This is a genomic window from Methylomonas sp. ZR1, from assembly GCF_013141865.1.
GTDB lineage: Bacteria > Pseudomonadota > Gammaproteobacteria > Methylococcales > Methylomonadaceae > Methylomonas.
The window spans coordinates 3,096,970-3,111,345 of sequence record NZ_RCST01000001.1 but is presented as its reverse complement, the minus strand read 5'-3'; the positions used below and the strand labels follow the sequence as shown (position 1 = coordinate 3,111,345).

Here is a 14,376-nt window from a genome sequence, read left to right as displayed (position 1 = left end):
TGCGCCCCTCAGGGCAGCAATCTTAAAGACAGGCCGAACAATTGTCTGCCAATGGCTGGCATGAAAACTAAGTGACTATGAAATTCGTTTTGCTGATTGTTCATGGTTAGAAACTATACTTGATTGCCGACTAAGGCTCAAGCTTGCGATGCTGCGGCGTTTGAGGCTGTTAAATCCATTTTACCTTTTGTTTCGATTCCGAATCTAACTAGGCTATCGTTGTATTTTAGAAAATAAACTCAATCCGCAGCTATAAAGAGCGTGCGCTAAAAACTTAATCTGCAGAAAGTGAATGCCGTATTGGAAACTGGTCAGCATGGTTTTGACTGCTAGCAAGCCTTGGTTTTGATTGATGTATTCCCAACTCAAATCTTGGGCGGATTGGATGTAGTTGAGCCTGATCAGCTTGGCTAGATCAGGCCTGACATTTCGCTTAATCAGTTGTTTTTTTATTTCCAGATTGGATAAGGAGTGATCCATCCGGCGGCGAGGCTGAGACGAGTATCCCTGGCCCGCGCTACGTTGCAGGTACAAGCCTTCTGTCACTAATCCGCATCGGCCATTCAGCGCAGCGCGCAAAGCCCAATCGCAATCCCAAAGTAGGCAGTCTTCCTGGTAAAAGCCGATTTGCCTAACCTGTTCCCTGGTTGCCACTGGTCGTTGAAACGCCATAGGGACCCTTTTTAGCAAAGCTTTGAATAGACGGTCTGCGTCAAATTCCAGTAGGGTTTCCGCCACTTGCGTTCCAGCCAGATCTGCCAATATTTTGTTCATGGCGTCAGTGTAGGATTCGTGCGTCCATTTTGAATTTGGACCAAACCAAGCGACGCTCATGAACAGCGTGTTAATTTCTGGATGGTTTTCTAAAGTTGAAACAGCTTTTTCTAAATAAGTCGGTGCGTAAAGGTCGTCGTCGTCCAGAAACGCAATGTATTTGCCAGAAGCGGCTTTGATGCCGGTGTTTTTCGCTGCGGCTCCCCCCAAAGAGCTTGGGTGCCGCAAAACTTTAATCTTCGTTCCGAACTTTTCCTGGATCTGAGCGGGGTTTACCGGAGGGGTTGAGCAATCGTCAACGACAATGACTTCCCAATCCGCCAAGGTTTGATTGACTACGCTGCTTATGGCTTCGTCCAAAAGGTCGGGGCGGTTGTGAGTGGGTATGATGACGGTAACTAGGCAGCTCATAGCATCGATTAGGCCGATTAAATTACAAAAGGTTTAACGGAAATATTGTGATGCATAAGATGAATCAAATAAATGCTGGTAGTTGGGCTATTATATCTTTAAGTCGATGATGGTGTCGCTTATTATGTTTAAGTAGTATCGGGCAGTGCCAATAAGATAAATAGGTTGTTGGAGCTGATCGGAATTAAGCGGTGCTTTGTTCGAGAAATTAAAACAGATAGGCATTAAAATAAATTGAACGATTTTTTGAGGAAGCTTATTTTTGAGTAATTTTTAACAATAGTGCAGGCTTCTCGGAAGTTTAGGTGCTGTTTTGTTGAAAGATATTCATTCATTAGCACAGATTCTTTTGCGGTCGAATATGCCGCGCCCTGAGGTCTCAGGCTGTGCTGTACAGGAGTCGCATCGATAATCCCCATGGTTTTTTCCGATGCACTCACCTTTATTGGCCAAACGAGGTCATATCCCCATCCCATTGGACTTTCAAGATCAAACGGTAGTAATTCATTTACAATTGATTTATGCATGCTAAATAGCGGGCCAATTTCAACAAAATGTGTTTCGCGTGCATTTAGCCAAGGCCTGGAAACAACAAATGTATTATCAGCTGTACTGGTTCTCGTGCGGGCGGGTTGAGCCAAGCAAAAGTTTAAATGCTGTTGCCATCCGATAAAAGCATCGAGAAAGTTATCGTCAACAAAAATGTCGTCATCGGTAAAGACAAGATAATCGTATTTGCTTATGTCAACCTCTTCTAGAATTTCATTTAATATCGTAAATTTTGGTTTAAGCTCAAATATCTGCTTAACCAGCATTAGGTTTGCGTGGTTTTTATATTCGGCTTGGTTGTCTTTTAGAGAGTTTTTAGGGTTCAATGATACCCAGATTTGATCAACCGCACATGCTGTTGATTGATTAAACGCACTTATCAGGTGATTAAATGTGTTTTCTCTGTATTCTAAATATATTCCTAAAATTAGTACCTTCGGTTTGTTTTTAGGCGCATGTTGTATTTTTAGTGGTTTGTGATGGGTAGGGTACCGCATCAATATCTGGGAAATTTTGATTTTTAAATAGCATTTAATTTCGTTTAAATAGTTCACGAATAATTCCTTGGGTCGTCATCTAGTTGCGAAATGCTATTCTTAAGGAGGTTGGCCGAACTCAGTTTCCAATTTGAGCAAGTAAACTTATATTCTCATTGAATAAGATCTGCTGTGTTGTTTTGGATGGTCAGCATTTCGCCATTGCTGAATGGCGAATTTTAAAATATTTTTCGCCTATGAATATCCCAATAAAAGCGTTTCAGACGCATGAAATAATGGGGGTAGAACAGAAATGTTTTGCAGCGGATTAACGGAGCGGAAATTAGCGTAAGCCAGTCCTCTAAGGCTGTAGGCGATAATAGTCCCAAACTTCTGACACCGCCTGGCGGCATCTCGATGCCGCGCTCGCGCTTAAATTCCTGCCAAATCTCTATGCCTTTATTGACGGGCTCAACTTGATCTATTTTTCGAGGTTTTTGTTCAAGCCATTCGTCCGGGTTTACGCAAGGTACCGAATCAATTACCGCCACTCCGGTTTCGCGCTCTTCATCGGTCAGAAGGTGTAAATACCACCAATCAGTTCCGAAGGCAATTAAGCCCGGGTCGTAAGTTGCCATAAACCGATCCAGAATAGGCTTAGAGAACAATGGCACGCAGTTTTCCACGAAATTGGTAAGCCTCGCAAATCTGAAATGATTTGCTTTTGTGACTTCATGGCTTATTTTGCCGACGCTCAAGAAACCAGGCTGTAGCAAGACGAGTTTGTAGCGTTCTAAAATGCGGAATAACTGGCTAATTTGGCTGGCGCTCAATTCTATATCGTCGTCAAGTACGAATATTGCCCGATAGGGGGTGAGTAACTCTCCCCAGCGGTTATATATATCGTGTAGATTTGGATATTTGCCGCCTTTTCGCTCGTTGTAAAAATCAGCAACGCTCCGGTGATAATCGCTTTCGCCTTCGTATTGAGTAACCCATAAGTCGAAATTTTTTTTGCCCGTGACCCATTTTTTTATATTGGATCGGTCACCGGCTGAGGTGTAAACCAGATAGGGTGACGACGGAACACCTATTTTAGGTGAGTTTCTATCATCTGATGCCATTGAAACTGCCTCTAATATTTCGTAATGCCACGTTATGAACTTTTTCTTGTTGATTTTGACGTTTGGGGATAGCGTTTAAGTTTGACGGCTTTAGTTTTTTCGGTAGCAGCTGATTGTCCTGAGGCAATGATAAAATATAAACTCAATTGACAGTAGAGTTAATGGTTCGTACGGTTTGCCGAGTCATATTGTTTTTCAATTGCTTAATAGAAAATTTTTTATTTCTGGTAAATGATCTCGTCGTTGGTGCCAATAAATAAGCCGACAATGAGTATAGCTAGTTTCTACGCGGATTCAAAAACCCAGTTTCTGTCGTTTTGGGTCACATGCCGAAACACCAAAATCTCCGAGCAACAGGTCATAAATGAGTCGATCAACTCTTGTTGTTGTCGTCGATAGTACTGCTCTACTGCGCTCGGTATCTGATGTTGAAAAAATAGCTCAAGGGTTTGCAACATGATCACAGAGTTTTGAATGTCACCCATGCGAGTTAACTGGCTTTTCAACAGGCTTGAGTCCATTTCAGCGTGAGTGGAATCAAGGCATTGCGCTGCTAAAAGCGTATAGCGCAATTTTTTAACAGCGATGCGCAGATGATGAATGCTGGCAGGTATGGTGGGATCCAGTGCTTCATAACGATTTATCACTAGGCCATAAATATTGTTAATGGCGCTTGGCAATGCCTGTTCAAGATCGATGTCGGCTGTTTGAGTTTTGAAGTATTTACCGGCTTTTTTCAACTTGCGACGCAGTTTCGGTTGATACAGGGTGGCAATAAATGAATGGTTTTCCAGCAGTAAAAGCTGTTCGCAGCGATGCATGTACGCTAAAAAAGGTTCTAGCTCGGGAAGTATAGGCAGGGTCTTGGCCGCCTCGAACAGCATGACCTGGGTATCTCGCAATTCGTCGAAACCGTCGAGTTGCTTTTTCAAAACTTTGCGAATGCTTAGTAATGTGGGTTGTGGCTCCAAGGCATGTAGCAATTCTATCAGCGCCAACAAGCGCCGGGTGCTAATGCGTAATTCGTGGACGTTATCTTCGCTGGCGGTTTGGCGGCAGGCTTTCAAGCGTTTGCGATATTGGCGCCAGTGTCTTTCCAAGGCGTCGAGCAACGGTTTGCCACCGGTATTTTTCATCCGCTAACTTTTACGGCTTTGCAGCTTACGTTTGCGCAAAACCAAGGTAACTATAGGGCCGGATATGGCATAGCCGACCGATAGCAGGAACAGCATTCGCTGTGGTTGCGCCATTATGAAGCTGATAACCAGCATCGCGATAATGGCAACGATGAATGGCACCTTGTTTTTAAAATCGATTTCTTTGAAGCTGGAGTAACGGAAGTTGCTGACCATTAGCAAACCGGTAGTGATGGTGGTGAGCAATACCAGATACTTGATGTTTTCCACGTCATAACCGTTTTCCACGCAGAACCATAATCCACCGGCCAAAATAGCCGCCGCTGCCGGGCTGGGTAGGCCTTGAAAATAGCGTTTGTCGGCCACTTCCACTTGCGTGTTGAAACGCGCCAAACGTAACGCTCCACCGGCCATATGCACAAATGCGGCGAACAAGCCTGCTTGGCCCATGGTGGATAGAGTCCACAAATACATGACAATAGCCGGAGCAACGCCAAACGAAACCATATCGGACAAGCTGTCGTACTGCACGCCGAATTCGCTTTGCGTGTTAGTCAGGCGGGCAACGCGGCCGTCCAAGCCATCCAGTACCATCGCAATGAACATCGCAATCGCCGCTGTTTCGAAACGGCCGTTAATTGCCGAGGTGATTGCATAAAACCCGGCAAACATGGCGCCCGTGGTGAATAGATTGGGCAGTAGGTAAATGCCACGATGACGAGTAAGCGGTTGCTTCTTGATCATAATGTGTCTACAAAGGTTGAAAAGTTGGCGGCATTGTACATGCTGAATATGACAGATGCTTAACTAATGTGGCCGGTTTCGTGGGTATGAGAGAAGGCTTGTGATTATTGAGATTGTAGCCCGTATGCCGCGTAGCGATATACATCGGTGATGTATTGCCACTATTGATAACGTTTGATTTTCAACCTGGATTTCCGCTTCGCTTCATCCAGGCTACGCTGACTGTCACGTTGACCGGAAGGTTAGGCCAATTTCTGGGGCGGGAAGTCTTCATATGACTTTGGAAAATAGCCCCAGATTCGTGCGACATCCCCCTTTACCTCATAATCAAAGCCGATGCTGGAAAGTTTTGAAGCAATCTCAGTGCTGTGATCAATAATCCTGGGCGGCGTTAAATGCCCCATGAATTCATGCTGATGCAGCCCAATATCAAACCACTCTACGCCAACAAATGGAAATGGTAGATGGTAATGCCACTCGGAATCCCATTCGGAGATATGACCATTTAGCCATTTACTTCTATACGAAGGCCGCCAGCCCGGCTTTTGCCGAAAGTAATTGATTAATTCATTCCACTTTGTATCATTGGCAAGTGCGCCAAAATACTTGCATTTAGCTTGGAAAATGATCTTGTCTCGGTCCGAACCAAGTGGTGTTGCCGCGGCGTCGGGAAGTTCGCGCATCGAATTGGCCTACAGTAATGTTAATCTGCGCGGCGCTGTTTGCCGCGTCCGGTGGAATAACGTGCTATATGCATGCTAACCAAATAATTAATTGCCACGGCTGCTGTTCATTTTCATTTACCTCAAAACTTCCACACCACCAACACCTGCGGCACCCTGTCAAGTAAGCCCTTAATCCCATATTTATTATGCCAATACTGATATTCGAGGCCGATATACAAATGGTTGCTATGGCCCCATAAGTCGCCGAGGTCTAATCTAAGTTGCGGTTGCGCCAGAGCTTGGCGGGCGGCGGTGTGGTTATGGCCGATGAAGTCGGCAAAGCCTTCGAAACTCCATTTTGTGCCGGCAATTTCGAACGGCAGTTTCCACGCCGGGGTAATCTGCCAGGAGGTGCTGATGTCGGCGGTTTCGGTGACGCGCTGCCGTAAAAAGTCGACGTTGAAATAGTCGAAGCCCGGCAGGTCGAAATCGACGGTAACGCCGTATAGCCAGGCGCGAAAGCCGCTACACGAGCTGTTCATGTTTTCCCCGAGGTTGACGCCGGCGGTCACGCCGAAATCCTTGAAAATGCCATAAGACAAGTCCAAGCCGATGACTTTACCGAGGCTGAAGGTGCTGTATGCCTCGCCGTAAAGATTGGTTTGCGCGGTTTGGCCGGATTCGGTAAACAGCGTATCCATGAAGAAGAAGTTGCGGCCGTAAGCCCAGCCGTGGGCATGCGTGACGGTGATGATGGACTGGCTGACGTCGTTGGCGTTGAACGGTTCCTGGTAGTTGCCGCCATGCAGATATTGGATCTCGCTATTACTCCATTGCAAGAATTCGGCGGGGCAGGGCTGGGCCAAGGTTGCGGTGATGATGCCGAGATAAAACGGGTTGAAGCAAGAATGGTCGGGCATTTGGCAAAATCCAGCGGGCAAAAAAAAGCCCATCGTGTAGATGGGCTTTAATCCTAGCCGATAAGCTTAGTTTTTGCTTTTATCGACGATTTGGTTAGCTTTGATCCAAGGCATCATGGCCCGCAGTTTAGCACCGACGGTTTCGATAGGATGCTCGGCATTCAGACGGCGTCTGGCGGTCATTTCAGGATAGCCGGTTTGGCCTTCCAGAATAAATTGCTTGGCGTATTTACCTTGCTGAATGTCTTCCAGGGCTTGTTTCATGGCCCAACGGCTTTCTTCGTTGATCACTTTCGGGCCGGTGACGTATTCGCCGTATTCCGCGTTGTTGGAGATCGAGTAGTTCATGTTGGCAATGCCGCCTTCGTACATCAAGTCCACGATCAATTTCAGTTCGTGCAGGCACTCGAAGTACGCCATTTCCGGTGGATAGCCCGCTTCGGTCAGGGTTTCGAAACCGGCTTTCACCAGTTCCACCGCGCCACCGCACAGTACAGCTTGTTCGCCGAACAAATCGGTTTCGGTTTCGTCGCGGAAAGTGGTTTCGATGATGCCGGAACGGCCGCCGCCGATGGCTGATGCGTAAGACAAGCAGATGGCTTTGGCCATGCCGGACGCATCTTGATGAATCGCAATCAAATCAGGAATGCCGCCGCCTTTAACAAACTCGGAGCGCACGGTGTGACCAGGTGCTTTTGGGGCAATCATGATCACGTCCAGGTCTTTACGCGGAACAACTTGGTTGTACAAAATAGCGAAACCGTGAGCGAAAGCCAAGGCCGCGCCTTGTTTGATATTGGGTTCGATTTCTTCTTTGTACAGTTTGGATTGAAACTCGTCAGGAGTCAGAATCATCACCACGTCGGCGCCGGCGATGGCCTCCGGTACGTCTTTGACAGTCAAGCCGCTGGCTTGAGCTTTGGCGACTGACGCTGAATTGGCACGCAAGCCGACAACGACGTCAACCCCTGAGTCTTTCAGGTTGTTGGCGTGCGCGTGGCCTTGTGAGCCGTAACCGATGATCGCTACTTTTTTGCTTCTGATAACAGAAAGGTCGGCGTCTTTATCGTAATAAACTTGCATAGGTTTTCTCGTTGCTGGGTAAATAATAAATGTTACAGGTGTAAGCCTTTCTCGCCACGGGAGATGCCGGTCGGGCCTGAGCGCACCACTTCGATGATGCTGCCTTCTTCAAAGCCGTGGATAAAGGCGTCCAGTTTGCTGGATTGGCCGGTCATTTCCACCACGTAGCTGTTGGCGGTGACATCGATAATCTTGCCGCGGAAGATGTCGACCATGCGTTTCACTTCTTCGCGGGTATCGTGGCTGGTTTTGATTTTTACCAGCATCAGCTCGCGTTCGATATGCGCGGATTCCGCCAAATCGATCAATTTCACCACGTCGATCAACTTGTTCAGTTGCTTGGTGATTTGCTCGATAATCTCGTCACTGCCGCTGGTAACCAAGGTCATCCGCGACAGGCTGGAATCCTCGGTGGGGGCCACGGTCAAGGATTCGATGTTGTAGCCACGCGCGGAAAATAAGCCCGCGACGCGCGACAAAGCACCGGATTCGTTTTCAATCAGAATTGAAATGATGTGTCTCATTTATGACAACTCCCTGTCTACCGGGGTGCCGGGTGCGACGCGCAATTTCATGTCGTGATGGCCTTTGCCTGCTTCTATCATGGGGTAAACGTTTTCCGTGCGATCTGTGATGAAATCCAGGAATACGGTTCTATCCTTCAATGCGAAGGCTTCTTCCAGAGCACTGCGCACGTCTTCAGGTTTCTCGATCAACATACCGACGTGGCCGTAGGCCTCCGCCAATTTAACGAAGTCGGGGATGGTATCCATGTAGGACTGCGAATACCGGCTTTGATAAGAGAACTCCTGCCATTGCCGCACCATGCCCATGTAGCGGTTGTTCAGGTTGATGATTTTCACCGGCGCGTTGTATTGCAGGGCAGTGGATAGCTCCTGGATACACATCTGGATGCTGGCTTCGCCAGTGATACAGGCGACATTGGCTTCCGGAAACGCCAGTTTTACGCCAATCGCCGCCGGCAAGCCAAAGCCCATCGTGCCCAAGCCGCCGGAGTTGATCCAGCGCCGGGGTTTGTCGAAGTGGTAGTACTGCGCGGCATACATTTGATGTTGGCCCACGTCGGAGGTGACGAATGCTTCCCCGCCAGTCACTTGATATAACTGCTCTACGACATATTGTGGCTTGATGACACTACTGGTGCGGTCATAATCCAGGCAATGCACATCCCGCCAACTACCTATCAATTGCCACCAGGATTCAAGCGCTGATTTGGACGGCTTGGTTTTGCTGTCTTTGATCAGTTCTATCATTTGCTCCAATACCGGTTTGACTTCGCCGACAATCGGCACGTCGACTTTAACGGTTTTGGAAATCGAGGCCGGATCGACGTCAATATGGATGATCTTGGCGTACGGGCAAAACTCGGCCAGTTTGCCGGTGACCCGGTCGTCGAAGCGCGCGCCGACCGCCAGAATGACGTCACTCTCATGCATCGCCATATTGGCTTCGTAAGTACCGTGCATACCCAGCATGCCGACGAACTGTTTGTCGGTGGCCGGATAGCCGCCCAAACCCATCAAGGTGTTGGTGATCGGGTAACCCAGCAATTGGGTCAGTTCGGTTAGTTCTTTATGGGCTTCACCAAGAATCACGCCGCCGCCGGAATAAATCATCGGCCGCTGCGCGGTTAACAATATATCTACCGCGCGTTTGATCTGGCCCTTGTGGCCGCTTACCACCGGGTTATAAGAACGCATGCTGATCTTTTTCGGGTACTTATAAGGCACCTTGATGTTTGGATCGGTGATGTCTTTCGGCACGTCGACCAATACCGGGCCGGGGCGGCCGGTGGTTGCCACGTAAAAGGCCTTCTTCATGGTTTCGGCCAAATCGTTGACATCCTTGACCAGGAAGTTGTGCTTAACGCAGGGCCGAGTAATGCCCACCGTATCGACTTCCTGGAACGCATCGCTGCCTATTACCGGCGACGGCACTTGGCCCGAGATGATCACCATCGGGATAGAATCCATATACGCGGTGGCAATGCCGGTGACGGCATTCGTCGCGCCAGGGCCCGAGGTGACCAGCACCACGCCCGGTTTGCCGGTGGCGCGCGCATAAGCGTCAGCTGCATGGGCCGCCGCTTGTTCGTGGCGGACCAGGATATGTTTCACTTCGTCTTGATGGAAAATGGCATCATAGATGTGCAAGACAGAGCCACCCGGATAGCCAAATACAAATTCGACACCTTCATCTTTAAGACATTGGACAAGAATATGTCCGCCACTGAGTTCCAATTTTACGTCCTCAAAAAACTAATCGATCGGGGGAAATGCAGATTTTACAAAAAAGGTTGGATAAGCTACTGTTTTTGACCCTTTTCGTCAAGGAAAACCAAGGATTTCACTTGGGTTTTCTTGCCTACAGATGGGTTTTTCCGTTGGAAATTTGGTCAAATTTACAATTGCCGGAGCGGGACAGCGGCATTGTTTAACAGTTTACGCCACGCCAACGAGTGGCGAGCACATAAAGGATATTCAAGCTGGATTACCGTACTCTCGATTTGCTCAAACAAAATCATCCGGCGTGGCGGCTACTTAATTCGCCGCATGCGCCACTAGTTGCCGGCTTTTTGTGTCATCCCAAACCAGCGCTTGATTGCCCAGGCCGGTCTTGCCGAGGCCTTGGAAGACGAATTATTCGGCTTGCGTGAACAATTCGGTAACGACATCTTTCCGAAATCGGCGCTGGACTACCTCAATGATTGGGCTGGCAACGACAAGGGCTGGCTGCGCAAATTCTATCGCCAAGGCTCGGACGAACCCTATTTCGACCTGACTCCGCCTACCGAAAGAGCCATCGCCTGGTTGAGTAGCTTGACCGAGCGCAGCTTCGTCGGCACCGAGTCGCGCTTGCTGACCTTGTTCGAACTGCTCAAGCAAATCAGCGCAGGCAGCGAAACCGATCCCGAGACCCGCATCGCCGAACTGCGCAAGCGCCGCGCCGACATCGACGCCGAAATCGCCAGAGCCGAGGCCGGCGAACTGGCCTTGCTGGACGACACCGCATTGAAAGACCGCTTTCTGCAATTCACCGCGCTGGCCCGCGAACTGCTCGGCGACTTTCGCGAAGTCGAGCATAACTTTCGCGGCCTGGACCGGCGGGTGCGCGAGCGTATCGCCTTGTGGGAAGGCGGCAAGGGCGAATTGCTGCAAGACATCATGGGCGCGCGATGCCATTGCTGACTCCGACCAGGGTCGTAGCTTCCGCGCCTTCTGGGATTTCCTGATGTCCAGCCGGCGCCAGGAAGAATTATCGGCCTTGCTGGAAAAAGTGCTGGCCTTGCAGCCGGTCGCCGAACTGCGCCCCGAAGCCCGCTTGCGCCGGGTGCATTACGACTGGCTGGAAGCCGGCGAACACACCCAGCGCACCGTCGCGGAACTCAGCCGGCAACTGCGCCGCTTCCTCGACGACCAAGCCTGGCTGGAAAACCGCCGCATCATGGAAATCCTGCACGGCATCGAAGCCAAGGCTTTGGCTCTGCGCGACAATCAACCGTCCGGCGAAGTGATGAACATCGCCGAAGCCGCCGCCGACATCGAACTGCCGATGGAACGGCCGCTGCACACGCCGACCGTCAAGCCGCGCATCGCCAGCCTGATCCCGGAAACCGGCGACGACGACCTAGACGCCACCGCGCTGTTTTCGCAAATCGTCATCGACAAAACTCAACTAGCCCGCCACATCCGTCACGCCCTGCAAGACAAAACGCAAATCACCCTGGCTGAACTTTGCCGCAGTCACCCCCTGCAACACGGTCTGGCGGAACTGGTCGCCTATCTGCAATTGGGCGGGGACAGCTTCAACACCACCGTCGACGAAACCGCCGAAGACGTCATCGTTTGGCAAACGACGGACGGTGAAGGGCGGGAAGTGAGCAAACAGGCGCGCTTGCCGAGGGTGATTTTTGTCAGGTGACACGAGCGGCACAGGATGTTCTTATCGAATAGGGGGCGGAAATCTTTCCAAAATTTAGGCATATGCTAGGATAGGTGGGGGCTACATGCTGGCAATTGGAGTGGTTGTAGACACAAATGTCCTGGTTGCCGGCTTGAGCGGCGGTAAAGGACCAAATCGAGAAGATCTTCGCCGCAGCCTCCAAGGCGGTTTGCAGTCATCTAGTCCGCGTCGAACTCTCCGCAGGCATGCTGAAATGAGTCGGCAAACGCTGTACGATGATCTGGCGGAAGCGGAACTCTGTCACTAGCTGGAAAACCAACACGGTTCGATGTCATCGTTTCCGCCGACACCTTCCTCTATTTTGACTAACTCGAATCCTTGCTTACCGCTGCCGCGATGAAACGGGCAGGAGTTTGGCGTTTAACTTGGAGCATGCTGTCGATGGTGCTCAGGCTTGCTTCGTGCGGCTTGACGTGCATGGGCGTTATGCTCACGGCAAGGACTATGTTGTGCACGCGCTGGCTTGGCCGACTTGAATAGTAACAGCCGCAGCGACGATCCTTCCGCAGAGATGCCGGCGCATGGACACCTGGATTGCGGGTTTTGGCGGTGAAACCCTGATTAAGGGCAGTGGTAGTGTGTAAATCTAAATTTAGCTGGAACGGGGGGCATCAGGCAGGCAATCTAAATACAAGATCGATAGTTCACCCATTAACTCGCAAGGAGAAATAATGAAGCGAAGAAGTACGAAAGAAAACCTTTTGAAGGCATCTGTGGGAGAAGGCGCAGCCAACGACCCCAAGGACGTCCTAATCGTCGAATATCTATTCAATATCTGCAACAGCGTCATTCGCCGGCCGTTTCCGGAAGCCGGGCGTTGTTCTACTGATTTGATCCTGGAAATTCGCCGCTTTCAGCGCAACGAACTTAGATATCCTCATGCCGACGGGCGCGTGGATCCGGCGGGTAGAACTCTCCACGCCTTGGTCGAAAAGGCGCGGACGCTACGACCTAAACGTACCGATCTGAACAAATCGTCGCGCCCCTATCTGGCCGGAGGTTCTTGGTGCGGTCCCAGTGGTGAGGTCGCCGGATTATTGGAATTCTTGGAATTTAAAAGGCCGCCTGCCAGCCAGCAAACGCAAGAGCCCGGTACAGCGCACCGCGCGGTTGTTGATAGCTATTTGTCCTTGCGGGAGCGCGCTGCGGCCGGCAAGCTTCACCGTCTCAAAGCGGCCGTCAATAGTGGCGGTTCATTTTCCAAGTTGACCGATGCGGATTTTCAGGCGGCGTTGGCGGCTCTGGGTAACGGCATTACCCTGGCCATGGTCAAGGCCTTTGCCGAAGTGGAGTCGGGCGGGAAAAGCGGATTCGGACCCGCCGGCCTACCGGTCATTGCCTTCGAAGGGCATTGGTTTAGGAAATTGACGAATAAGAAATACGACCAAACGCATCCCATGTTGTCTTACAAATATGTCAAGAAAGCGGGGCCGGAGTGGCAAGCCAATAATAAGGATCAGGAAACCGCCTGGAAAACCCTCAACGACGCCATCGCCTTGGATTCCGACGCTGCGTTGCAGGCTTGTTCGTGGGGTATGTTTCAAGTAATGGGCTTCAACTTCAAAGATTGCGGCTTTAGCAAAGTCGAGGACTTTGTCGCATCCATGAAAGCGGGCGAACGCGGGCAACTCGATGCTTTCGTTGGCTGGTGCAAGGCCAAACCTGCTCGCTTACAAGCCCTTAAAGACAAGAAATTCGCGACCATTGCGACCTTATACAACGGAGAGGATTATGGAAATTATGATGTTTTGCTTGAACAAGCCTACAAGCGCCACGGGGGAAGCTGATCATGTTTAATCGTTTTGGTTTCATCATGGCAATATTGATGGCGACCGAAGTCGGAGCCGTCGAAACCAACCAATTTCACTCGGGTGTTTATGAGCAACTCCGCTTGGCGGTGGCGCCGGACGGCCAAATTACCGGTTACTATCGTGAAGAGCAAGGGGAAGGCGTGAGCAAAACCTGCAGCTTTTACCTGCGTGGACAATCAAATGGAGATTCGGCCTCGCTGACGACATGGAATGTCGATCACTTTCCCGGCGAACTCCGCATCCAAGCCGCCGGAGTCAATTTGAAGGTGGAGCACGGTAACGAACATCCAGGATGCGGAATGCTGTTGCCACCGGCCATCGAACAAGGCCTGAATTACGATAAGGTGACGGAAACTCAATGGACAGAGTTGAGGGTCATATCGAGTCCCAAGACTTACTTCCATTCCGAACCTAAGGCTGATGCCAAGCTCAAGTCTTATTTGGTGAAAGGGGATGTTGTTGGCGTGGTGGGTGCCGAGGGAGACTGGCTGCAGGTTGAGTACCCAGGGACAAAGAAAATGATCCGCGGCTGGATCAGTAACAGTGATTTAGCCGTATTTAAGTCAGGTCAATAGTCGTAGGCAAGATTCCCCTCTACGAGGTGGGTTTTGCTATCCGGCCATAAACATTTAAATATGGTCAAAGCAGCCATACCCGTTTACAGCCGGTTGAAAAACCCGTCTGAAGATTCATGGGGTT

At 50.1% G+C, this 14,376-nt stretch carries 12 protein-coding genes and 1 pseudogene; 3 read left to right on the top strand and 10 right to left on the bottom strand.

The window, feature by feature from the left end; genetic code table 11:
- Window positions 1-213 precede the first annotated feature (213 nt).
- The 10 genes from DDY07_RS14015 to DDY07_RS13970 all read right to left on the bottom strand — a co-directional run bounded on the left by DDY07_RS14015 (window position 214) and on the right by DDY07_RS13970 (window position 10,143).
- Complete coding sequence (locus DDY07_RS14015; protein ID WP_171696306.1) at window positions 214-1,185, bottom strand: glycosyltransferase family 2 protein; 972 nt, start codon at window positions 1,183-1,185, stop codon at window positions 214-216.
- Window positions 1,186-1,409: 224 nt separating this feature from the next.
- Window positions 1,410-2,288 (bottom strand): hypothetical protein, encoded by an 879-nt coding sequence (locus tag DDY07_RS14010; protein ID WP_171696305.1) that lies wholly within the window; start codon window positions 2,286-2,288, stop codon window positions 1,410-1,412.
- 161 nt (window positions 2,289-2,449) lie between these two features.
- Window positions 2,450-3,334: a hypothetical protein gene (locus DDY07_RS14005; RefSeq protein ID WP_171696304.1), complete on the bottom strand. Its 885-nt coding sequence runs from the start codon at window positions 3,332-3,334 to the stop codon at window positions 2,450-2,452.
- Window positions 3,335-3,618: 284 nt separating this feature from the next.
- On the bottom strand, window positions 3,619-4,470 hold the full coding sequence (locus DDY07_RS14000; RefSeq protein WP_171696303.1) for a CHAD domain-containing protein: 852 nt from the start codon (window positions 4,468-4,470) through the stop codon (window positions 3,619-3,621).
- A 3-nt stretch (window positions 4,471-4,473) separates the two neighbouring features.
- Window positions 4,474-5,214: a CDP-diacylglycerol--serine O-phosphatidyltransferase gene (gene pssA, locus DDY07_RS13995; RefSeq protein ID WP_033158857.1), complete on the bottom strand. Its 741-nt coding sequence runs from the start codon at window positions 5,212-5,214 to the stop codon at window positions 4,474-4,476.
- Window positions 5,215-5,456: 242 nt separating this feature from the next.
- The gene (locus tag DDY07_RS13990; RefSeq protein WP_216614756.1) at window positions 5,457-5,897 is read right to left on the bottom strand and encodes a DUF6678 family protein; all 441 of its coding nucleotides are present in this window, start codon (window positions 5,895-5,897) and stop codon (window positions 5,457-5,459) included.
- 122 nt (window positions 5,898-6,019) lie between these two features.
- Entirely contained in the window at window positions 6,020-6,799 is a 780-nt protein-coding gene (locus tag DDY07_RS13985; protein ID WP_253734489.1) for an outer membrane protein OmpK, read from the bottom strand.
- 66 nt (window positions 6,800-6,865) lie between these two features.
- Window positions 6,866-7,882, bottom strand: a complete 1,017-nt coding sequence (gene ilvC / locus DDY07_RS13980; protein WP_033158860.1) for a ketol-acid reductoisomerase — start codon at window positions 7,880-7,882, stop codon at window positions 6,866-6,868.
- A 32-nt stretch (window positions 7,883-7,914) separates the two neighbouring features.
- Window positions 7,915-8,406: an acetolactate synthase small subunit gene (ilvN, locus tag DDY07_RS13975; protein WP_101051816.1), complete on the bottom strand. Its 492-nt coding sequence runs from the start codon at window positions 8,404-8,406 to the stop codon at window positions 7,915-7,917.
- A complete protein-coding gene (locus tag DDY07_RS13970) occupies window positions 8,407-10,143 on the bottom strand; it encodes an acetolactate synthase 3 large subunit (protein ID WP_171696301.1) in 1,737 nt (578 codons plus the stop codon).
- Between the two features lie 324 nt (window positions 10,144-10,467).
- On the opposite strand from DDY07_RS13970, the pseudogene DDY07_RS24475 reads away from it, so the two are divergent.
- The 3 genes and pseudogenes from DDY07_RS24475 (at window position 10,468) to DDY07_RS13955 (ending at window position 14,252) form a co-directional block, all read left to right on the top strand.
- A pseudogene (locus tag DDY07_RS24475) lies at window positions 10,468-11,824 on the top strand (DUF3375 domain-containing protein).
- 713 nt (window positions 11,825-12,537) lie between these two features.
- The gene (locus DDY07_RS13960) at window positions 12,538-13,653 is read left to right on the top strand and encodes an N-acetylmuramidase family protein (RefSeq protein ID WP_171696300.1); all 1,116 of its coding nucleotides are present in this window, start codon (window positions 12,538-12,540) and stop codon (window positions 13,651-13,653) included.
- Between the two features lie 2 nt (window positions 13,654-13,655).
- Window positions 13,656-14,252, top strand: coding sequence for an SH3 domain-containing protein (locus tag DDY07_RS13955; RefSeq protein WP_171696299.1), 597 nt, complete (start codon window positions 13,656-13,658; stop codon window positions 14,250-14,252).
- The last annotated feature ends 124 nt before the right edge of the window (window positions 14,253-14,376 follow it).